Origin of the sequence: Prosthecodimorpha hirschii (assembly GCF_001305515.1) — a bacterium.
Lineage (GTDB): Bacteria > Pseudomonadota > Alphaproteobacteria > Rhizobiales > Ancalomicrobiaceae > Prosthecodimorpha > Prosthecodimorpha hirschii.
Window position 1 is genome coordinate 4,520,657 of the sequence record NZ_LJYW01000001.1, and the last position, 20,109, is coordinate 4,540,765.

Consider the following 20,109-nt stretch of genomic DNA (forward strand, 5'->3'; position numbering starts at 1 on the left):
TCGGCTCACCAACGGCCCCCGCCCTCCCGAACCTGACCGGGCCGTCTTTCCAGATTGGAGTCCTGTCATGAACCGTCTTGATCCCGCCTATGGCGCTCTCGCTCTCCGTCTTGCCCTCGGTGTGATGGCCCTTTCCCACGGCCTGCTCAAGGTTCTCGTCTTCACGATTCCGGGTACGGTCGGCTACTTCGGCAGCCTGGGCCTGCCGGCCATCGCCGCCTATGCGACCATCGCGCTCGAAGTCGGCGGCGGCCTCGCCCTGATCGCCGGCGTCCTGGTCCGCCCGATCGCCGCCCTCTATGTCCCGCTGATGCTCGGCGCGGCCATCTTCGGCCATGGCGGCAACGGCTGGGTCTTCTCGGCCCCGAACGGCGGCTGGGAATATCCGGTGTTCCTGGCGGTCGCCTCCCTGGCGCAGGTCTTCCTCGGCGCCGGCGCCTTCGCGCTGCTGCCGGAGGCCGGCCGCAAGCCCGCCTTCGCCTGATCTCCTCGACCGTCCGAAAGACCTGTGCGGCGCCGGTTCCCGGAAGGGAATCCGGCGCCGCATGGCGTTCGGGGGCCTGCCGACGGGCGAGTCGACCGATTGGTCCCGAGGGTTGCGTCCCGGGTGTCGCCGGAGAGGCCGTCACGGGCCCGTCAGAACGTCGCTAATATGTTGGCCGGGATGCGAAATCTGCGAAATCCAATTATGACGAAAATAGCGCTTGCATCCGGGGGCGGTTGGACCTATTTCACCCCTCGCCCAATTTCGCACGTGCCTGTGGCTGCGTGCCGGTAGGCGACACCCGAGGGACAAGAGGCCCGGAGGTCGCCTGGGCAAACCGGCAGCCGGAGATCAGAACCGGCGCACTCGGCGTCTCACGCCGGGAACGCGGCTTGAAGCAACGACGTAGAGGGCTTTTTTGGTCTCTGCCGGCTCTCCAAAGGCCGGGGTCACTGAAGAGGCAACTACTTCCTTGCCGGACGTGCGGATCGGGTTTCCCGTTCCAATCCATGGCAGCAACGACCGAATGCTTCGCATTCGGGCTCGTCGGGGTCCAGTCCCGACAAGTCCGGACGCTGAGGCAGTCGGGCCATCGTCGCCCCGCACAGGCGTCGATGGGACCGCCGGCGAAGAGCCGGCTCATCGGGGCGCGTTCCCCGAGCCGACGGACCGTCTCCATCGCGGTCCGGCGCTCGCGTGGCCGTCTCCCGAAAAGCCTTCGGGTCCGCTGACGCGGATCCGCCGGCGAGAGCCCGATCCGAACGGCCCCGAAAGGGCGTCGCGATCGGGGGTTTTCGTGGCCGTCGAGGATCGGGAGTCTGACCCCATGACCGCTCGTATTCGTGAATTCCTGCGCACCCGCCGTCCCGAGGGTCCCTGCCTGGTGGTCGACCTCGACGTCGTGCGCGAAAAATACATGTCCTTCGCCCGCGCCATGCCGGACACCCGCGTCTTCTACGCGGTCAAGGCCAACCCGGCGCCGGAAGTGCTGTCGCTGCTCGCCGATCTCGGCTCGTGCTTCGACTGCGCCTCGATCCCCGAGATCGAGATGGCGCTCGCCGCCGGCGCGACCCCGGACCGCATCTCCTTCGGCAACACGATCAAGAAGGAGCGCGACGTGGCGCGCGCCCATCAGATCGGCATCCGACTGTTCGCGGTCGATTGCGAGGCCGAGGTCGAGAAGATCGCCCGTTCGGCGCCCGGCGCCCGCGTCTTCTGCCGCATCCTGTCGGATGGCGCCGATGCCGAATGGCCGCTGTCGCGCAAGTTCGGCTGCGATCCGGAGATGGCGCCGGCCGTGCTCGAGCATGCCCATCGTCTCGGCCTGGAAGCCTATGGCGTGTCGTTCCATGTCGGCTCGCAGCAGCGCAACACCGAAGCCTGGGACGGCGCCCTGGCGTCGGCCGCGTCGATCTTCCGCGAGATGGCCGAGCGCGGCATCACGCTGAAGATGGTCAACATGGGCGGCGGCTTCCCGACCCAGTATCTGCGTCAGGTCCCGGAGGTCGGTGCCTACGGCCAGTCGATCACCTCGGCGATCCGCAAGCATTTCGGCAACCGCTTGCCCGAGACGATCATCGAGCCGGGTCGCGGCATGGTCGGCGGCGCCGGCGTGATCAAGGCCGAGGTCGTGCTGATCTCGAAGAAGTCGGTCAAGGACGACGTGCGCTGGGTCTATCTCGACATCGGCAAGTTCGGCGGTCTCGCCGAGACCATGGACGAGGCGATCCGCTATCCGATCCTGACCGAGCGCGACACGGACGAGAAGACGCCCTGCGTGATCGCCGGCCCGACCTGCGATTCCGTCGACGTGCTCTATGAGAAGACCCCCTACGATCTGCCGGTCTCGCTGGCGATCGGCGACGAGGTTCTGATCGAAGGCACCGGCGCCTATACGACCACCTACTCGGCCGTCGCCTTCAACGGCTTCGCGCCGCTGAAGGCCTACGTGATCTGAGACGGACGCCGGCGGGCCGCCTGCGGCCTCCGATCGATCCCGCTTCCGAGGCTCACGGGCCTCCGGCCGGCACTGCCGGCCTTTCCGAGGAGTTCGGGCGCGCCTGACGGCGCGTTGCGACCTCGCGACGAGCGTCCGGCGGATCCCTCCGCCGGCTTGTCCGATCCGAGCCGGAACCGACCGGCGCTGCGGGTTTCCCGGAAAGTCACTGCCATGATCGTCTACGACACCGAGGCGGCGGCCGATGCGGTCGCGCGCGAGGGCCTCCTCGACCGCGTGATGGGCCAGGCCCGCTTCACCAAGACCTCCGCCCGCTTCCGCGACGGCCGCCGTCCGGCCGCCGGCCTGTCGCTGGTCGCCCGCGACGGCGACGCGATCGTCGGCACCGTGCGCCTGTGGCATGCGGCCGTGTTCGGCCAGGCCGACGCGCGCCCGGTCCTGCTGCTCGGCCCGCTCGCGGTCGATCCGTCGCGGCGCGACCGCGGCATCGGCGCGGCCCTGATGCGGCTCGCCATCGGCCGGGCCGCGGAAGCCGGCCATGCGGCGGGGATCCTGGTCGGCGATCCGGCCTACTACGAGCGCTTCGGCTTCTCGGCGGCCGCGACCGGGGCGATGCGCCTGCCGGGCCCCTACGAGCCGCACCGCCTGCTGGCGCTGGAGCTCCAGCCCGGCGCGCTCGCCGGTGCGGCGGGCCTCGTCCTGCCGACGGGAGCCCCGGCCGAACGGCTCGAAACCGTCGAGGCCGTCTTCGGCACCGCACCGGTCGTCGACCGCTTGCGGAAGGCGGGCTGATCGCGCCCGCCACACGACGCCGCCGTCGCGGCCTCCGCGGCCCGTCATGGGATTCCGCCGGCGCGGCGTCCGCGCCGGGGGCCGAGACCGGCGGGCATGCGGCCGGACGGTGCCGGCCACGGCCGGGGCCGGCCGCGCGCCCTTCCGGGACTGCGACCCTGCGGCCTGACCGCTCAATCGCGCTGCGACCGTCGATTCGATTGATTCGGTCGGCCCCTTCGCGCTATTGCGACGCAGCAATACCAAAATCACAAAGCCCGCCCGAGGTGGCGCACGGAGTAGCCCGATGACCGACTGGCCCGTCTACCACACCATCACCGGTCCGATCGTGATGATCGGCTTCGGTTCGATCGGCAAGGGCACGCTGCCGCTCATCGAGCGTCACTTCTCCTTCGACAAGTCGCGCCTGACGGTGATCGATCCCTTCGACGGCGACCGCAAGCTGGTCGACGAGCGCGGCTATCGCTTCGTCCATCAGCCGGTCACCCGCGAGAACTACCGCGAACTGCTGACGCCCTTCCTGACCGAGGGCGGCGGACAGGGCTTCTGCGTCAATCTCTCGGTCGATACCTCCTCGCTCGACCTGATGAAGTTCTGCCGCGAACTCGGCGTGCTCTATATCGATACCGTCGTCGAGCCCTGGTTCGGCTTCTATTTCGACAAGAATGCCGGTGCGGCCGCGCGCTCGAACTATGCGCTGCGCGAGACCGTGCGCGCCGAGAAGGCGCGCTCGCCGGGCGGCACCACGGCGGTCTCCTGCTGCGGCGCCAACCCCGGCATGGTGTCCTGGTTCGTCAAGCAGGCGCTGGTCGATATCGCCCGCGACACCGGCCATGCCTTCGAGGAGCCGAAGGATCGCGCCGGCTGGGCGGACCTGATGCGCGGCGTCGGCGTCAAGGGCATCCACATCGCCGAGCGCGACACGCAGCGCTCCAAGAATCCGAAGCCGGCCGACGTGTTCGTCAATACCTGGTCGGTCGAGGGCTTCGTCTCCGAGGGCCTGCAGCCGGCCGAACTCGGCTGGGGCACGCACGAGACCTGGATGCCCTCCAACGGCCGCCGGCACGAGACCGGCTGCCAGGCCGCCATCTATCTGATGCAGCCGGGCGCCAATACCCGCGTGCGCTCCTGGTGCCCGACCCCGGGCGCCCAATACGGCTTCCTGGTCACCCACAACGAATCCATCTCGATCGCCGACTACTTCACGGTCGGCGAGGGTCGCAATCCGAAATACCGGCCGACCTGCCACTATGCCTATCATCCGTCGAACGATGCCGTGCTGTCGCTGCACGAGATGTTCGGCGCGGCCGGCGTCAAGCAGGCGGCCAACCACATCCTCGACGAGCACGAGATCGTCGACGGCATCGACGAACTCGGCGTTCTCCTCTACGGCCACGCCAAGAATGCCTACTGGTACGGCTCGCAGCTCTCCATCGAGGAGACGCGCATGCTCGCCCCCTACCAGAACGCCACCGGCCTGCAGGTGTCCTCGGCCGTGCTCGCCGGCATGGTCTGGGCGCTCGACAATCCGGAGGCGGGTATCGTCGAGGCGGACGAGATGGACTATCGCCGTTGCCTGCAGGTGCAGCGGCCGTATCTCGGGCCCGTCGTCGGCGTCTATACGGACTGGACCCCGCTCGTCGGCCGGCCCGGCCTGTTCCCGGAAGACATCGACGAGGGCGATCCCTGGCTGTTCAAGAACATCCTGGTGAAGTGATCGTCGACGGGACCTGCCTGCATCGTAGCTCTATTGGGCCGTGATGCAGGCGACCTGCCTGCTTGTGCGTTCCGCGGCACGGAGATGCGGAAAGATCAGCATTTTCTAATGTTATTTTGTAATTTACGATCGTTTCATAATTTCAATATATCAAGTAAATACCATGTGTTAACGCGTTGGATTCCCATGCTGAGACGTTTGAGCATTTCGACCAGGCTATCGGCCCTTTTCGCCCTGGTCTTGGTGGCCACGCTGATCACGGGCGTGGCGGCGATCTGGCAGTCGAACAGCGACCAGAAGCTGGCGGTTCGTCTGGAGAATGTCCTTCGCAGCAACGCCGACATCGAGAAGTTGAACGGTCTGATCTATGCCGTCGTGATGGATTCACGCGGCATCTACATGGCCAAGGATGCCGCCGCCGCGAAGCCGTTCGCCGACGGCATGGCCCGCAACCTCGACCGCATGGTCGAGGTGGTGCGCGGCTGGGAGGCGCGCGTCGAGCCTGAAGATCGCGCGCTCTTCAACGAGATGCGCGGCCGGGTCGACCAGTTCCGCCAGTTCCGCCTGGACATGGCGGCCCGCGGCCTTGCCGAGGGGCCGGCCGCCGCCCGGGCGCTCGGCGACAACGATCAGAACCGGGCGGTCCGCTCGGCCTTGAACAAGGATCTCGAGGCCCTCGCCACCTCGCTCGATCGGGCGTCGAACCGGATCGCCGACGACGGCGAGGCGGTTCATGCGACCGGCGTCATGCTGGTGGTCGGGGCGGTGCTCCTGGCTTTCCTGCTCAGCCTGTTCGGCATGTGGATGGCCCGGGCCGGCATCGCCCGTCCGATCATCGCCCTGTCGGCCGCGATGGAGCGGATCGCGCGCGGCGACACCGCGGTCACGGTGCCGGAGCGCGGGCGGAGCGACGAGATCGGCACGATGGCCGGGACCGTCGAGGTCTTCCGCGAGGCGGTGGCCAATTCCGAACGCCTGAAGCTCTCGCTGGAAGGCGAAAGCCGGGCGCGCGGCGAACGGCAGACCCGCCTGGAGACCTCGGTGCGCAATTTCGAGGGCGATGCCGCCGCCGCGCTGACCAGCGTCGTCGACCTCGCCGCCCGCGTCGCCGGGTCGGCCCGTTCGCAGATCGACACGGCCGAGGATTCCAAGCGGCGCACCCGCACCATGGCCCAGGCCTCGCGGCAGACGACCGTCAATGTGCAGACCGTCGCGGCCGCCGCCGAAGAGCTTTCGGCGTCGATCGGGGAGATCAACCGCCGCGTCGCCGAGGCCGCCTCGACCGCGCGGGCGGCCGTGGTCACCGCCGAACGGTCGTCGGGCGCCATGCAGAGCCTCGACACGGCCGCCCAGCGCATCGGCGACGTGGTCGGTCTGATCCAGTCGATCGCGGCGCAGACCAATCTCCTGGCCCTCAACGCGACCATCGAGGCGGCGCGGGCCGGCGAGGCGGGCCGCGGCTTCGCGGTGGTGGCCAACGAGGTCAAGGCACTGGCCGGCCAGACCGCCAAGGCGACCGAGGAGATCGCCCAGCAGGTCGTCGCCGTCCAGGCCACGACCCGCCAGTCGGTCGCCGCCATCGAGGAGATCCAGTCCACGATCCGCACCATCGACGCGCTGACCATGCAGGTTGCCGCCGCCGTCGAAGAGCAGGGTGCCTCGACCAACGAGATCGCCCGCAACGTCTCCGAGGCCGCCCGGGCGACCGGCGAGGTCGACCACACCATCGGCAGCGTCGACGAGGGCGTCGTCGAAACCGCGAAGAGCGCCGAGGGCCTGCTCGGGCTCGCCGAGTCCCTGACGGCGGAGGCCAAGCGGCTGGAGACCCGGATGGACGGCTTCTTCGCCGGCATCAAGGCGGCCTGAGCGCCGGTCCGCCGTTCCGCCGCATTCCGGTCATGTCCTGTGCGGGGCTGGTCTTCCGACCGGCCCCGGCGCTAGTTTGACGCATCGGAAACCCGTTCACGACCGGACATGCCCTGATGACAGCGCCGAAGCCCGCCCTGCCGCCGCAACCCGTCACGCGGGAGGGCCGTTTCGCCCGGATCGAGAAGCTCGACGCGGCACGGCACGGACCGGACATCTGGGCCGGCGGGGTGGCGGATCCGGCCGTATGGACCTGGCTCGCCTACGGCCCCTTCGCCGACGAGGCCGCCTTCCAGGCCTGGCTCGGCACCCGCGACAGCCTGACCGACCCGCTCTATTTCGCCATCCTCGACAAGGCGACCGGCAAGGCCCTCGGCTGCGCGACGCTGATGGAAATCCGGCCGGCCAGCGGCGTCATCGAGGTCGGCCACATCTTCTTCTCGCCGACGCTGCAGAAGACGCCGATCGCGACCGAGGCGATCCATCTGCTGATGCACTATGTCTTCGAGGACCTCGGCAACCGCCGCTTCGAATGGAAATGCGACAACGGCAACGGCCCGTCCAAGCGGGCCGCCGTGCGCTTCGGCTTCCTGCCCGAGGGCGTCTTCCGCCAGCACATGATCGTCAAGGGCCGCAACCGCGACACCGCCTGGTTCTCCATCCTGGACAGCGAATGGCCGGCCCTGAAGGCCGCCTATGCGGCCTGGCTGGCACCGGAGAATTTCGACGCGGACGGGCATCAGAAGCAGTCGCTCGGCACGTTCACCGGCAAGGCGCGGGGATGACCGGCACCCTCGCAGGCCTGCGCCGCGCCGGGATGGACGACCGCGGGGCCCTCGAGGCGTTGCAGCGGGCGGCCTATGCGGCCAACGCGCGGATCATCGGCCGCACGCCCATCCCCATGGAATGGGACTATGGCGCGGTGCTGCGGGACTGGGAGGTCTGGCTCGCGGACCAGGACGGCGTGCTGGCCGGCGCCCTGATCCTCGATCTCAGGCCGGACGATCTCTACATCGAAAATCTGTCGGTCGCGCCTGCGGCGCAGGGGTCGGGTCTCGGCAATCGGCTCCTCGCGGCCGCGGAGATCCGTGCCGGGCAACTCGGCCGCGACACGCTGCGGCTTTTGACCAACGCCCTGTTGGTGCGCAATGTCGACTGGTACGCCCGCAAGGGCTTCGCGATCGAGCGGATCGACGACGATGGCAGCCGGCGCATCACCCATATGGTGCGCCGCCTCTGAGGACGCCTGACGCAGGGCGACGGCCCGCTGCGCGCGGCCGGCGGCGGTGAACGGGCTGCGCATTTCAATCATCAGAGGAATACCGCATTCCGGCTTTTCCCCGAATCCGTTCCGGCCTATGAAGGATCCGACACCAAGAACGTCACGGGAGGATGGAATGGCGGGGCGATTGGCAGGCAAGCGGGCATTCTGCACGGCTGCGGGTGCGGGCATCGGCAGGGCGACCGCGCTCGCCTTCGCGGCCGAGGGCGCGCATGTGATCGCGACCGATCTCGATCTCGCCAAGATCGCCGACCTCAAGGATGGCGGCGTCGCCGAGGTGCACAAGCTCGACGTGCTGTCGACCCCGGCCGTGATGGCGCTCGCCGAGGCGGTCGGTCCGGTCGACATCCTGTTCAACTGCGCCGGCTTCGTGCATCACGGCACGGTGCTCGACTGCTCCGAGCATGACTGGGACTTCTCGTTCGACCTGAACGTCAAGTCCATGCACCGGACCATCAAGGCCTTCCTGCCCGGCATGCTGGAGAAGGGGATCGGCTCGATCGTCAACATCGCGTCCGGCGCCGGCTCCGTGCGCGGCATCCCGAACCGCTACGTCTACGGCGCCACCAAGGCGGCCGTGATCGGCCTGACCAAGGCGGTCGCCGCCGATTATATCAAGCGCGGCATCCGCGCCAACGCGATCTGCCCGGGCACGATCGAGAGCCCCTCGCTCGACGACCGGATCACCACGCTGGCGCGCAACACCGGACAGGCCGTCGAGACCGTGCGCCAGGCCTTCGTCGACCGCCAGCCGATGGGCCGGCTCGGCAAGGCCGAGGAGATCGCCATGCTCGCTGTCTATCTGGCCTCCGACGAGTCCAGCTACACGACCGGCCAGATCCACCTCGCCGACGGCGGCTTCGCGCTCTGAGGCTGGGCCGGAAGGCGGGAAGGCGCTAGACTGGCACCGGGGTTTCGGGAGACGCGTCATGGCGACCGCATCGGGAGAACGGGCCGCAGTCCACAGCGGGGTCGTCGAACGGGACGACATCCTGGGTGGCATGCCATGCGTCTCGGGAACCCGCGTTCCCGCAATGACCATCGTCGCTGAATTGCGCAGCGGCGCGTCTGCGGCCGAGATTCTGGACGGATATCCAAGCCTTCCTGCCGATGCCGTCGATGCGGTCAGCCGCTGGGCGCAAGCGCGCGGCATCCCGCTCGGACCTTCGGCGCCGTGAATCTCGATTTCCTGATCGACGAATGCCTGCACCGGCGTCTGGTCGATCTGGCTGCGGCGCGCGGCCATCTGGCAGAGCATGTCGTCCGGCTCGGCCTCGCCGGCACGCCCGATGGTCTGATCGCCGGTGCGGCCGTCGGGCGCGGTGCCGTACTGGTCACCAACAACCGGCGCGATTTTCGGCGGATCTATGCGCGCCTGCCGCGGCATCCGGGCCTCGCCGTCATCGTGCCCAACGGGCCCCTGGCGCTGCAGGCCCGGCTTTTCGAGGGTCTCATGATCCATCTGGAGGACCATGCGCCGGCGGATTGTCTCGTCGAAATCGACGCTGCCGGCGCCGTCACGCTCGAACCCTGGTCGGCCGCCCGGAGCGACTGACCGCAAGAAACGCTGAAGACGTCCAAGAGGAGAGTTCCGCATGCATGTCCTGATCATCGGTGCCGCCGGCATGGTCGGCCGCAAGCTGACCGAGCGGCTGGTCCGCGACGGCCGTCTCGGCGCGACACCGATCACCGCCATGACGCTGACCGACGTGATCGTGCCGGATCGTCCCGAGGCGCCGTTCCCGATCGTCGCGCTGCAGGGCGACCTGTCGGTGCCGGGCGAGGCCGAACGCCTGATCGCCGCGCGTCCGGGCGCGATCTTCCATCTCGCCGCCATCGTGTCGGGCGAGGCCGAGGCCGATTTCGAGAAGGGCTACCGGATCAATCTCGACGGCACGCGCTTCCTGTTCGACGCCATCCGCCTCGTCGGCGGCGGCTACAAGCCGCGCATGGTGTTCACCTCCTCGATCGCGGTCTTCGGCGCGCCCTTCCCGGAGGCGATCGGCGACGAGTTCTTCACGACGCCGCTGACCTCCTACGGCACCCAGAAGGCGATGGGCGAACTGCTGCTCGCCGACTATTCGCGCCGCGGCTTCTTCGACGGCGTCGGCATCCGCCTGCCGACCATCTGCGTTCGCCCCGGCAAGCCCAACAAGGCGGCCTCGGGCTTCTTCTCCAACATCATCCGCGAGCCGCTCGCCGGCCATGAGGCCGTGCTGCCGGTCGACGAGGATGTGCGCCACTGGCATGCCTCGCCGCGCTCGGCGGTCGGCTTCCTGATCCATGCGGCGACGATGGACACCGCCCCGCTCGGCGCGCGGCGCAACCTGACCATGCCGGGCCTGTCGGTCACGGTCGGCGAGCAGATCGAGGCCCTGCGCCGTGTCGCCGGCGACGGCGTCGTCGCCCGCATCCGCCGCGAGCCCGACCAGACCATCCGCGGCATCGTCGCCGGCTGGCCGCGCAATTTCGACGCCTCGCGCGCCGAGAGCTTCGGCTTCACGGCCGAGAAGACCTTCGACGAGATCATCCGCGTCCATATCGACGACGAACTCGGCGGCAGCTGGGTCAAGTGATCCGGCACCCGTGACGGGACCACGGAAGCCCCCGTGCCGGCGATCCCGGCGCGGGGGCTTCTGTTTGCTGGCAGTCGATGGGAAGCGCGCTCCGGCGGTCTGGCCGGTACGAGCGATCCCGGCGGAGAGCAGGGGCCGGTCCGGTCCGGTCAGCGGCCGGCGGAGGGTCCGGTCTCGCGCCAGATCAGATAGAGGCCGCTGCCGATCACGATCGAGGCGCCGACGATGGTGTTGAGACCCGGCAGGTCGCCGAACACCAGGTAGCCGATCAGGACGGCCCAGACGATCTGGGTGTAGATGAACGGCGCCACCACCGGTGCCGGGGCATGGGTATAGGCGCGGATCAGGAAGAAATGGCCGACGGCGCCGGCGAGGCCGAGCAGCAGCATCAGCGCCCAGTCGAGCGTCGTCGGCGGCCAGACCCAGACCGCCGGCATCACGGGCGCGAGCATGCCGACCGGGATCGCCGCCGAGATGACCAGCATGCTGGCGGTCGAATCGATGCCCGACAGGGTCCGGGTCGCGATGCCGTAGGCGGCGTAGCAGGCGACGCTGCCGAAGCTCCACAGCATGGCGGTCTGGAAGCCGCCGGTGCCCGGGCGCGTGATGACGAGCACGCCCGCGAAGCCGATCAGGATCGCCACCCAGTTCTTCCAGCCGATGCGCTCGCCGAGCAGCGGGCCGGACAGGAGCGCGATCAGGAACGGCGTCGCGAAGGCGATCGCCATGGTGTCGGCGAGCTGTAGCGTGCGCACCGCGATGAAGTTGAAGATGGTCGAGCCGAACAGCAGGAGCCCGCGCACGAATTGCAGGAACGGCCGGCGCGTCGTCCAGGCGTCCGCCTGGGTCCAGGGATTGAGGAAGGCGGCGATCAGGGCCAGCGCCACGGTGTAGCGGACGAAGGTGACCTGCAGCGCCGGCATGTCGCGCACCAGCCACTTCGCGGCGCCGTCGAGCACCGAGAAGCAGGCGAGCGCCAGGCACATCAGCCCGATGCCCTTGAGGCGCGCCAGTTGCGCGCGGCGCGCCTCGATGTCCGCGGCCGGGCCGGCCGGCCTGCCGGCCAGCACCGGCTCGGCCGTGCCGGGAAGATCGGTCGGAGGTTTCAATAGGTGGCCCGTCCGCCCGAGACGTCGAAGACCGCGCCGGTCGTGAACGAGCATTCGCGCGAGACCATGAAGGCGATGGTTGCCGCGACCTCCTCGACGGCGACGAAGCGGCCGCGCGGGATCTTGGACAGCATGAAGGCGATGTGCTCCTCCGACATCTGGGAGAAGATCGCCGTGCGGGCGGCGGCCGGGGTCAGGCAGTTGACGGCGATGTCGTAGTCGGCGAGCTCCTTGCCGAGCGACTTGGTCAGCGCGATCACGGCCGCCTTGGAGGCCGAATAGGCCGACGCGTTCGGATTGCCTTCCTTGCCGGCGATCGACGCGACATTGGCGATCCGGCCGTAGTTGCGGGCGACCATCAGCGGCGCGAGCGCCTTGCAGCAATGGAAGGTGCCGGCGGTGTTGATCCGGAAGATGCGGTTCCACTCGTCGACCGGATAGTCCCACAGCTTGGCATTGGCGCCGGCGATGCCGGCATTGTTGACCAGGATGTCGACCTGGCCGAACTTTGCGACCGTGGCGTCGCGCGCGGCCTCGACGCTGGCATAGTCGCCGATGTCGACCTTGACCGGCAGGATGTCGCTGTCGCCGCCGAGTTCGGCCGCCGTCTCCGCGGCGAGTTCGACATCGAGATCCCAGATCGCGACCCGGGCGCCGTCGGTCAGAAGCCGCTCGACCACGGCCCGTCCGATGCCCTGCGCACCGCCGGTCACCACCGCGACCTGGCCCTCGAAATCGTACCGCGTCGGCATGCGTTTCCCCACTTTTGTCCGAGCAATCATCCCTATCCGATCCGGTCCCGGCCGGACAGGTGCCGGCCGGCATGATGACCATGCAGCCGGCGAGCTTCTGCGCGAGCCTTCCCGGCCGCGTCGCGCAAACCGGGTGCTGACGGCATTCTTGACCATACGGGACGCACTCTCCATGATCCATGTCCATGGGGAGTGCGGTTTCCCCACGAGGCTTCGGCCGAACGATCGCGTCCCGACCCCCCTGGTTTTCCCGTCGCGACCGTCGAGGCTGCCTGATGCCCGGATTTGCCTGTATTTCCGTCGAGAAACTTGCCCGTCTCGTCGGGCTCCCGCATGGCCCTGCCATCCTGGATGTTCGCGTGCCGGAGGATTTCGCGCGCGATCCCCGGCTGCTGCCGGGCTCGCGCCGCCTTGGCCATGCCGAGGCCGTCGACGGCGCGGCCCATTTTGCCGGCCGCTCCGTCGTCGTGGTCTGCGAGCGCGGCGCCAAGCTGTCGCACGGCGTGGCCGCCTGGCTGCGCCATGGCGGCGCCGATGCGGTCGTGCTCGAGGGTGGCTTCCGCGCTTGGGCGGACGCATCGCTGCCGATGATCCCGGACGCCGCCCTGCCGCCGCGCGATGCCGCCGGGCGGACCGTCTGGGTGACGCGGGCGCGCCCGAAGATCGACCGGATCGCCTGCCCGTGGCTGATCCGCCGGTTCGTCGATCCGGATGCGGTCTTCCTGTTCGTCGCGCCCGGCGAGGTCGAGGCGGTGGCCGAGCGCTTCGGCGCGACGCCGTTCGATGTCGAGGGCGTCCGCTTCACCCATCGCGGCGCAGGCTGCAGCTTCGACGCCCTGCTGCAGGATTTCGAACTCTCGACCCCGCCGCTCGACCGCGTCGCCGCGATCGTGCGCGGCGCGGATACCGACAGGCCCGACCTCGCGCCCGAGGCCGCCGGCCTGCTCGCCCTGTCGCTGGGCCTGTCGCGCATGCACGCCACCGACCTCGCGCAGCTCGATGCCGGCATGGTTCTCTACGACGCCCTCTACCGCTGGGCCCGGGACGCGACCGGCGAGACCCACGACTGGGTCTCCCGCCGCCCGGGGACGGCATCATGACGGGCGCCTCGAACCGGACCGGCGGCGCGGGCCCACTCGACAGCGGCAGCGGGGCGGATCCCCGGCGGTCGGCGGGGCCGCCGTCCTTCGGCGAACTGGTCGCCACCTTCGCCAGGATCGGCTGCCTGTCCTTCGGCGGGCCGGCCGGCCAGATCGCCCTGATGCACCGCATCGTGGTCGACGAGAAACGCTGGCTCGACGAGAAGCGCTATCTCGACGCGCTCAATTTCTGCATGCTGCTGCCCGGCCCCGAGGCGCAGCAATTGGCCACCTTCTGCGGCTGGCACCTGCACCGGACCGCCGGCGCACTGGCGGCCGGCCTCCTGTTTGTGCTGCCCGGCGCCCTCCTGATGCTGGCGCTCGCCTGGGCCTATGCGGCCTTCGGCCGGCTCGCCGCCGTCGAGGCCCTGTTCTACGGCGTCAAGGCCGGCGTGCTGGCGATCGTCGTCGAGGCCCTGATCCGGGTCGGGCGCCGCGCGCTGAAAGCCCCGCCCGCCTGGGCGATCGCGGCGGCGGCATTCGCCGTCCTGTTCCTGACCGCGATCCCCTATCCGGCGGTGGTCGTCGCCGCCGGGCTGGCGGGCGCCGCTTTCCTGCGCGGCCGACAGGGGCCGGCGACCCGGATCGAGCCCGGCCCGATCGACTGGGCGCGCGCGGTGCGCCGCACGATCCTGGTCGCGGCGATCGGCGCGCTCGCCTGGGGCGGCCCGGTCCTGCTGGCCGGGCTGGCGCTCGGGCCGGACCATGTCCTGGTGGTCGTGGCCGGATTCTTCTCCAAGCTCGCGGTCGTCACCTTCGGCGGCGCCTATGCGGTGCTGGCCTATATGGCCGATGCGGCGGTGACGAGCCACGGCTGGCTGACGCCCGGCGAGATGCTCGACGGCCTGGGTCTCGCCGAGACCACGCCGGGTCCGCTGATCCTGGTGACGCAGTTCGTCGGCTTCCTGGCCGGATGGCGCCATCCGGCGCCGTTCGACGCGGTCTCGACGGGGCTCCTGTCCGCGGCGATGACCACCTGGGTCACCTTCACGCCGTCGATCCTCTGGATCCTGCTCGGCGCGCCGCTGGTCGAGCGCATCGGACGGGTGCCGGCCCTGTCGGCCGCTCTCGCCGGCATCACGGCGGCGGTGGTCGGCGTCATCCTCAAGCTGTCGCTGTGGTTCGCCTTCCACATCCTGTTCCGGGAGGTGACGCAGATCCGGCACGGCTGGCTGGCGCTCGACCTGCCGGTGCCGCTGTCGCTCGACCCGGTCGCGGCCGTGCTGGCGCTGGTCGCGGCCTATGTGCTGTTCCGAAGGCACTGGTCGGTCGCCGGCACGGTCGGCCTGACCGCGGCGCTCGGCTTCGCCGCACGCATGGCCGGGGTGGCGTGACGATCCGTCGTCCAGCTCAGGGGGCCTGCAGCTCGCGGCCGAGCACGATCGGTTCGCCGTGCGGCGTGGCGCGGGCGGCGCGATCCCAGGCGGCCTTGCGGTCGGCGAGTTCGGCGTCCGTCACCGCGCCCTTGGCGGCGACGAGCTTCTCCAGGGCCGCCAGCCAGTGGAGATAGTAGGTCTCGCCGGTATCGGGATCGCCGGCGGCCTGCGCGGCCTTGATCTCGGCACCGAGCGCGGCGGCCCATTCGTCCCAGCCGAACAGGCAGGCCTCGTGCAGCCGCACCGCCAGCGCGAAGGCCTGCGCCTCCCAAGGCTCGCGGAACACCGGCCCGTCGGCGTCGCGCGGGATCGCCGGCAAGGCGGCGAGCCGGTCGGCCGTCACGGTGTGGGCTCCAAGAGGGCGGGCTCCAAGGGGGCGGGCTCCAGAGGCGCAGGCTCCAGATAGGGTTCGAACAGGTCGATGCGGACGGTCAGCAGGGGATCGCCGTCGGGACCCCACAGGTCGCGGCCGTCGAAGACGATGCCGTAGAGCCAGGCGGGTCCCTCGCCCTGGTGGTGGGCGTTGGTGTCGGGCAGCACGAAGGCGCCGTGCACGGCCTCGATCCGGCCCGGCTTGCCGCGCGCGTAGCGGGGCAGGCGGGTATGGGTCTTCGGATGCATGATGCGCGTCATGACCCGGTCGCCGACCGCGAAGCGCGCCGGGGCGGTGGCCGGCCGGTCGCACGGGCCGCCGCGGGCGAGCACCGCCGGCACGTCGGCGGCCTTGAGGACGCGCTTGACCGGGGCCGGCGGCGTCAGCGCATGGCCGGTGCGGATCTCTTCCGCGCTGGCGAGCCCGGTATCGATGAGCAGGCGCTCCAGGCCGGTCGCCCAGATGTCGTAGTAGCTCTTGGACAGATAGGCCGCCGGCGGCATCGACTCGCGCATGAACCGCGAGCGGTCGATGGTCCAGCTGCCGGTCGCCCCCATGGCCAGCGTGATGGCTAGCGCCCGCTTCTCCCAGGCGCCATGGAACAGCGGCTCGTTCACTTCCGGCGCCACCGGGCCGAAGCCCATCTGGCCGCCCATGTCCTGCGCGCCGTTCATGCCGCGGCCTCCGGATGCGCATCCGCCGGCAGGGCGAGACCGGTGCCGATCATGGAATCGCGCGTGACCAGGTCGGCGAGCCGGTCCTCGCTCCAGCCCTCGGTGCCCGAAGGGCGCTCGGGGATGACCAGATAGCGGATCTCGGCGGTCGAATCCCAGACGGTGATCTCGGTCTCGTCCGGCAGGGTGACGCCGAACTCGGCCAGCACCGAACGCGGCTCGATCACCGCGCGCGAGCGGTAGGGCGCGGCCTTGTACCAGACCGGCGGCAGGCCGAGCACCGACCACGGATAGCAGGAGCACAGCGTGCAGACGACCATGTTGTGCCGGCCGGGACGGTTCTCGACCGCCACCATGTGCTCGCCCTGCCGCCCGGTATAGCCGAGCGAGGCGATCGCCGCGGTGGCATCCTGCATCAGCCAGGCGTGGAAGGCCGGGTCGCTCCAGGCGCGGGCGACCACGCGGGCGCCGTTGCGCGGCCCGACCTTGGTCTCGTAGGTCTCGATCAGCGCGTCCAGCGCGGCCGGATCGACATAGCCCTTCTCGACCAGCAGCGATTCCAGCGCCCTGACCCTGAGCGCGACCTCGGACAGCGCCGAGCCGTCATGGTCGTGGTCATGATCATGGTCGTGACCATGGTGGTGATCGTGTTGATGGTCGTGATCGTGCTGACGATCGTGATCGTGCGGGTGGTCGTGGCCCATCGCGTCCTCCGGAGCCGCGACGCTACCCGTCCGGATGCCACGCGTCAAAGCGACGGGCCAGGGGTTCGCGCCGCCGGGCGCGCAGGGCGGCGGACCGGCGGGTTCGGGCGCCAGAAGGGCGGGCGTCAGAAGGGCAGGTATCAGAAAGGCGGTGCGGCAGGACGTCTGGGGCGCGGCGCGCCAGGCGTCCGAGGGGCAGGGGCTTCAGAGGGCGGACGCACCAGAGCGCCGGGTGGCTGGAGGCCCCCGACGATCGCGGGGCGCCATCGTGGCCGTTCCGTGGTCGGCGCGACGGCGCAGGTGGCAGCGCTGCGTCGGACGAGACCACCGGCAGCCATAACAGAAACCCTGAGGTTTCGTCTGTCAAGGGTCTGCTATGCACCCGGCGAACAGCATGGCATTGTCTGGGGCATGGGAGCAACGGGCCGCCGCGAGCGGCCGACCGCAAAGACCCCTCAAGGGGCGCGGTTCAGGGAGGCATGGCTGTGGCCGCACGTGCTGCTGGCGACGATACGTTTCCGAAACTGCTTATGCGCAATGCCGCCGTCATGGGCAGCCGACCGGCGATCCGCGAGAAGGATCTCGGCATCTGGCAGACCTGGACCTGGGCGCAGGTTGCCGACGAAGTGCGCGACGTCGCGCTCGGCCTGCAGGCGCTCGGCCTGAAGGCGGGCGACACGGTCGCCGTGGTCGGTGCCAACCGGCCGCGGCTCTACTGGACCTTCGCGGCGGTGCAGTCGATCGGCGGCGTGCCGGTGCCGGTCTACAAGGATTCCGTCGCCGACGAGATGGTCTATGTGCTCGAGCATGCGGAGGTCGCCTTCGCGGTGGTCGAGGACCAGGAGCAGACCGACAAGGTGCTCTCCATGGCCGACCGGCTGCCCGGCCTCGCCCATATCGTCTATGACGAGGAGCGCGGGCTGCGGCACTACGACCATACGCGGCTGCACGGCTTCGCCGCCGTCCAGGAGATCGGCCGCAAGGCGCGGGCCGCCGATGCCGGGCTGGAGGCGCGCTGGCGCCAGGGTATCGCGGCCGGCCGGGGCGGCGATCTCGCCGTGATCCTCTACACCTCGGGCACCACCGGCAAGCCCAAGGGCGTCATGCTCAGCTACGACAACGTGCTGATCTCGGCCGAGAACGGCATCAAGTTCGATGCCTTGAGCGCGGCCGAGGAGGTCATCGCCTATCTGCCGCTCGCCTGGGTCGGCGATCACATCTTCTCCTATGCCCAGTCCTACGTGTCCGGCTTCTGCGTCAACTGTCCGGAAAGCCCGGAGACGGTGGTCGACGACCGGCGCGAAATCGGCCCGACCTATGCCTTCGCGCCGCCGCGCGTCTACGAGAACCTGCTCACCCTGACGCTGGTGCGCATGGAGGATGCCAGCGCGCCGAAGCGGCGCATGTTCAACTATTTCATCGAGCATGCGCGCCGCGTCGGCGAGGCGATCCTCGACCGCCAGCCCGTCGGCCTGGTCGACCGGCTGCTCTACGGTCTCGGCGAGATCCTGGTCTACGGGCCGCTGAAGAACCGCTTCGGCTTCAGCCGCATCCGCGTCGCCTACACGGCCGGCGAGGCGATCGGCCCGGAGATCTTCCGCTTCTTCCGCTCCATCGGCGTCAACCTGAAGCAGCTCTACGGCGCCACCGAAGCCGCGGTCTACGTGACCATGCAGCCGGATGCCGAAATCCGCGCCGACACCGTCGGCAAGCCGGCGCCGGATGTCGAGATCCGCATCTCGGAGACCGGCGAGGTGCTCTACCGCAGCCCCGGCGTGTTCATGGGCTACTTCAAGAACCCGGAGGCGACCGCCGCGACCAAGACGGCGGACGGCTGGGTGCATTCGGGCGATGCCGGCTTCTTCGACCAGACCGGCCACCTCCGGATCATCGACCGCGCCAAGGATGTCGGCCGGCTTCTCTCCGGCGAGTTGTTCGCGCCGAAATATGTCGAGAACAAGCTCAAGTTCTTCCCGAACATCAAGGAGGTCGTGGCGGTCGGAGATGGCCGCGGCTTCTGCTGCGCGATGATCAATATCGATCTCGTCGCGGTCGGAAACTGGGCGGAGCGCAACAACGTTTCCTATGCCAGCTACCAGGAACTGGCCGGCCATCCCAAGGTCTACGATATCATCGCCAGCCATGTCGACCAGGTCAATCGCGACCTCGCCGGCGAGCCGATGATGTCGGGCTCGCAGATCCAGCGCTTCCTGGTCCTGCACAAGGAACTCGATGCCGACGACGGCGAACTGACCCGCACCCAGAAGGTCCGGCGCGGCTTCATCGCCGAGCGCTACGCCCCGCTGGTCGAGGCCCTCTATGACGGTTCGACGGAGCGCTACGTGAATACCGAAGTGACTTTCGAGGACGGCCGCAAGGGATCGATCGCCGCCACGGTCAAGATCCGCGACATGGCGACCTATCCGGCCGTGCGGCCGGAGCCGGTCCGGGAGGCCGCAGAATGATGGCGTTCGTGGATACCGGACGGCGCGCCGGGCCGAAGCCGATCGCGGCCGGCGAGGTGCTCCTGGAGGTCGAGGGGATCAGCCTCGCCTTCGGCGGCGTGAAGGCGCTGAACAGCATCTCGTTCGACATCCGCAAGGGCGAGGTCCGCGCGATCATCGGCCCGAACGGCGCCGGCAAGACGTCGATGCTCAACGTCATCAACGGCTTCTACCATCCCCAGCACGGCCGCATCACCTATCGCGGCGAGGTGCGGCGCCGGCAGCGGCCCGATACGGCCGCCCAGCAGGGCATCAGCCGGACGTTCCAGAACGTCGCCCTGTTCAAGGGGCTGACCACGCTCGAAAACATCATGGCCGGCCGGGCGCTGAAGATGAATGTCGGCTTCTTCTGGCAATGCCTGCGCGTCGGCCCGGCGCTCAACGAAGAGATCGCGCATCGGCGCAAGGTCGAGGAGATCATCGATTTCCTGGAGATCGAGCATATCCGCAAGGTGCCGGTCGGCAAGCTGCCCTACGGCCTGAAGAAGCGGGTCGAACTCGGCCGCGCGCTGGCGCAGGAACCGGAACTGCTCCTGCTCGACGAACCGATGGCCGGCATGAACCTGGAGGAGAAGGAGGACATGAGCCGCTTCATCCTCGATGTCCGAGAGCAGTTCGGCACCACGATCGCGCTGATCGAACACGACATGGGCGTCGTCATGGACATTTCCGACCGCGTCGTCGTGCTCGACTACGGGCGCAAGATCGCGGACGGGACGCCGGACGAGGTGCAGAAGAACCAGGACGTGATCGACGCCTATCTCGGCGTGCAGCACTGAAGGCGGGGCGACGGTGGAACAGGTT

Annotated in this window: 20 protein-coding genes; 15 read left to right on the forward strand and 5 right to left on the reverse strand. The window is 69.3% G+C overall.

Annotated elements, in window-relative coordinates; genetic code table 11:
• The first annotated feature begins 67 nt into the window (after positions 1-67).
• The 11 genes from ABB55_RS19880 to denD all read left to right on the forward strand — a co-directional run bounded on the left by ABB55_RS19880 (position 68) and on the right by denD (position 10,674).
• The gene (locus tag ABB55_RS19880; RefSeq protein ID WP_054360363.1) at positions 68-484 is read left to right on the forward strand and encodes a DoxX family protein; all 417 of its coding nucleotides are present in this window, start codon (positions 68-70) and stop codon (positions 482-484) included.
• 826 nt (positions 485-1,310) lie between these two features.
• The gene (locus ABB55_RS19885) at positions 1,311-2,441 is read left to right on the forward strand and encodes a type III PLP-dependent enzyme (protein WP_054360364.1); all 1,131 of its coding nucleotides are present in this window, start codon (positions 1,311-1,313) and stop codon (positions 2,439-2,441) included.
• A 213-nt stretch (positions 2,442-2,654) separates the two neighbouring features.
• Complete coding sequence (locus ABB55_RS19890; RefSeq protein WP_054360365.1) at positions 2,655-3,233, forward strand: GNAT family N-acetyltransferase; 579 nt, start codon at positions 2,655-2,657, stop codon at positions 3,231-3,233.
• A 286-nt stretch (positions 3,234-3,519) separates the two neighbouring features.
• Entirely contained in the window at positions 3,520-4,950 is a 1,431-nt protein-coding gene (locus tag ABB55_RS19895) for a homospermidine synthase (RefSeq protein WP_054360366.1), read from the forward strand.
• 186 nt (positions 4,951-5,136) lie between these two features.
• Complete coding sequence (locus ABB55_RS19900) at positions 5,137-6,816, forward strand: methyl-accepting chemotaxis protein (protein ID WP_054360367.1); 1,680 nt, start codon at positions 5,137-5,139, stop codon at positions 6,814-6,816.
• A 116-nt stretch (positions 6,817-6,932) separates the two neighbouring features.
• Positions 6,933-7,601, forward strand: coding sequence for a GNAT family N-acetyltransferase (locus ABB55_RS29900; RefSeq protein ID WP_054360368.1), 669 nt, complete (start codon positions 6,933-6,935; stop codon positions 7,599-7,601).
• Entirely contained in the window at positions 7,598-8,056 is a 459-nt protein-coding gene (locus ABB55_RS29905; RefSeq protein WP_140943462.1) for a GNAT family N-acetyltransferase, read from the forward strand. Before ABB55_RS29900 ends, ABB55_RS29905 begins: the two co-directional genes overlap by 4 nt.
• Before the next feature lie 157 nt (positions 8,057-8,213).
• The gene (locus ABB55_RS19915; RefSeq protein WP_054360370.1) at positions 8,214-8,969 is read left to right on the forward strand and encodes an SDR family oxidoreductase; all 756 of its coding nucleotides are present in this window, start codon (positions 8,214-8,216) and stop codon (positions 8,967-8,969) included.
• A 58-nt stretch (positions 8,970-9,027) separates the two neighbouring features.
• Positions 9,028-9,276, forward strand: coding sequence for a DUF433 domain-containing protein (locus ABB55_RS30965; protein WP_083463781.1), 249 nt, complete (start codon positions 9,028-9,030; stop codon positions 9,274-9,276).
• Positions 9,273-9,653: a DUF5615 family PIN-like protein gene (locus ABB55_RS19920; RefSeq protein ID WP_054360371.1), complete on the forward strand. Its 381-nt coding sequence runs from the start codon at positions 9,273-9,275 to the stop codon at positions 9,651-9,653. Before ABB55_RS30965 ends, ABB55_RS19920 begins: the two co-directional genes overlap by 4 nt.
• A 40-nt stretch (positions 9,654-9,693) precedes the next feature.
• Positions 9,694-10,674: a D-erythronate dehydrogenase gene (gene denD / locus ABB55_RS19925; protein ID WP_054360372.1), complete on the forward strand. Its 981-nt coding sequence runs from the start codon at positions 9,694-9,696 to the stop codon at positions 10,672-10,674.
• 149 nt (positions 10,675-10,823) lie between these two features.
• Here denD and ABB55_RS19930 read toward each other — a convergent pair whose 3' ends face one another.
• Together ABB55_RS19930 and ABB55_RS19935 are read right to left on the reverse strand one after the other, a co-directional pair.
• The gene (locus ABB55_RS19930; protein WP_054360373.1) at positions 10,824-11,783 is read right to left on the reverse strand and encodes a DMT family transporter; all 960 of its coding nucleotides are present in this window, start codon (positions 11,781-11,783) and stop codon (positions 10,824-10,826) included.
• The gene (locus ABB55_RS19935) at positions 11,780-12,535 is read right to left on the reverse strand and encodes an SDR family NAD(P)-dependent oxidoreductase (RefSeq protein WP_054360374.1); all 756 of its coding nucleotides are present in this window, start codon (positions 12,533-12,535) and stop codon (positions 11,780-11,782) included. The genes ABB55_RS19930 and ABB55_RS19935 overlap by 4 nt, the downstream gene beginning before the upstream one ends.
• Positions 12,536-12,810: 275 nt before the next feature.
• Between ABB55_RS19935 and ABB55_RS19940 the strand changes: the two genes are divergently transcribed.
• Together ABB55_RS19940 and chrA are read left to right on the forward strand one after the other, a co-directional pair.
• Positions 12,811-13,635, forward strand: a complete 825-nt coding sequence (locus tag ABB55_RS19940; protein WP_054360375.1) for a chromate resistance protein ChrB domain-containing protein — start codon at positions 12,811-12,813, stop codon at positions 13,633-13,635.
• Complete coding sequence (gene chrA / locus ABB55_RS19945) at positions 13,632-15,008, forward strand: chromate efflux transporter (RefSeq protein WP_083463783.1); 1,377 nt, start codon at positions 13,632-13,634, stop codon at positions 15,006-15,008. The genes ABB55_RS19940 and chrA overlap by 4 nt, the downstream gene beginning before the upstream one ends.
• A gap of 16 nt (positions 15,009-15,024) precedes the next feature.
• Here chrA and ABB55_RS19950 read toward each other — a convergent pair whose 3' ends face one another.
• From ABB55_RS19950 to nthA, 3 genes are read right to left on the reverse strand one after another with little or no spacing between them, the layout of a single operon-like run.
• Complete coding sequence (locus ABB55_RS19950) at positions 15,025-15,393, reverse strand: nitrile hydratase accessory protein (protein ID WP_054360376.1); 369 nt, start codon at positions 15,391-15,393, stop codon at positions 15,025-15,027.
• Positions 15,390-16,097 carry a nitrile hydratase subunit beta gene (gene nthB, locus ABB55_RS19955; protein WP_054360377.1) on the reverse strand — a complete coding sequence of 236 codons (708 nt, stop codon included), beginning with the start codon at positions 16,095-16,097 and terminating at the stop codon, positions 15,390-15,392. Before nthB ends, ABB55_RS19950 begins: the two co-directional genes overlap by 4 nt.
• Positions 16,094-16,801 carry a nitrile hydratase subunit alpha gene (gene nthA, locus ABB55_RS19960; protein WP_054360378.1) on the reverse strand — a complete coding sequence of 236 codons (708 nt, stop codon included), beginning with the start codon at positions 16,799-16,801 and terminating at the stop codon, positions 16,094-16,096. The genes nthB and nthA overlap by 4 nt, the downstream gene beginning before the upstream one ends.
• A 530-nt stretch (positions 16,802-17,331) precedes the next feature.
• Here nthA and ABB55_RS19965 point away from each other — a divergent pair.
• Positions 17,332-19,266 (forward strand): AMP-binding protein, encoded by a 1,935-nt coding sequence (locus tag ABB55_RS19965; protein WP_244472080.1) that lies wholly within the window; start codon positions 17,332-17,334, stop codon positions 19,264-19,266.
• Positions 19,263-20,084 (forward strand): ABC transporter ATP-binding protein, encoded by an 822-nt coding sequence (locus tag ABB55_RS19970; protein WP_054360380.1) that lies wholly within the window; start codon positions 19,263-19,265, stop codon positions 20,082-20,084. Before ABB55_RS19965 ends, ABB55_RS19970 begins: the two co-directional genes overlap by 4 nt.
• Positions 20,085-20,109 lie beyond the last annotated feature (25 nt).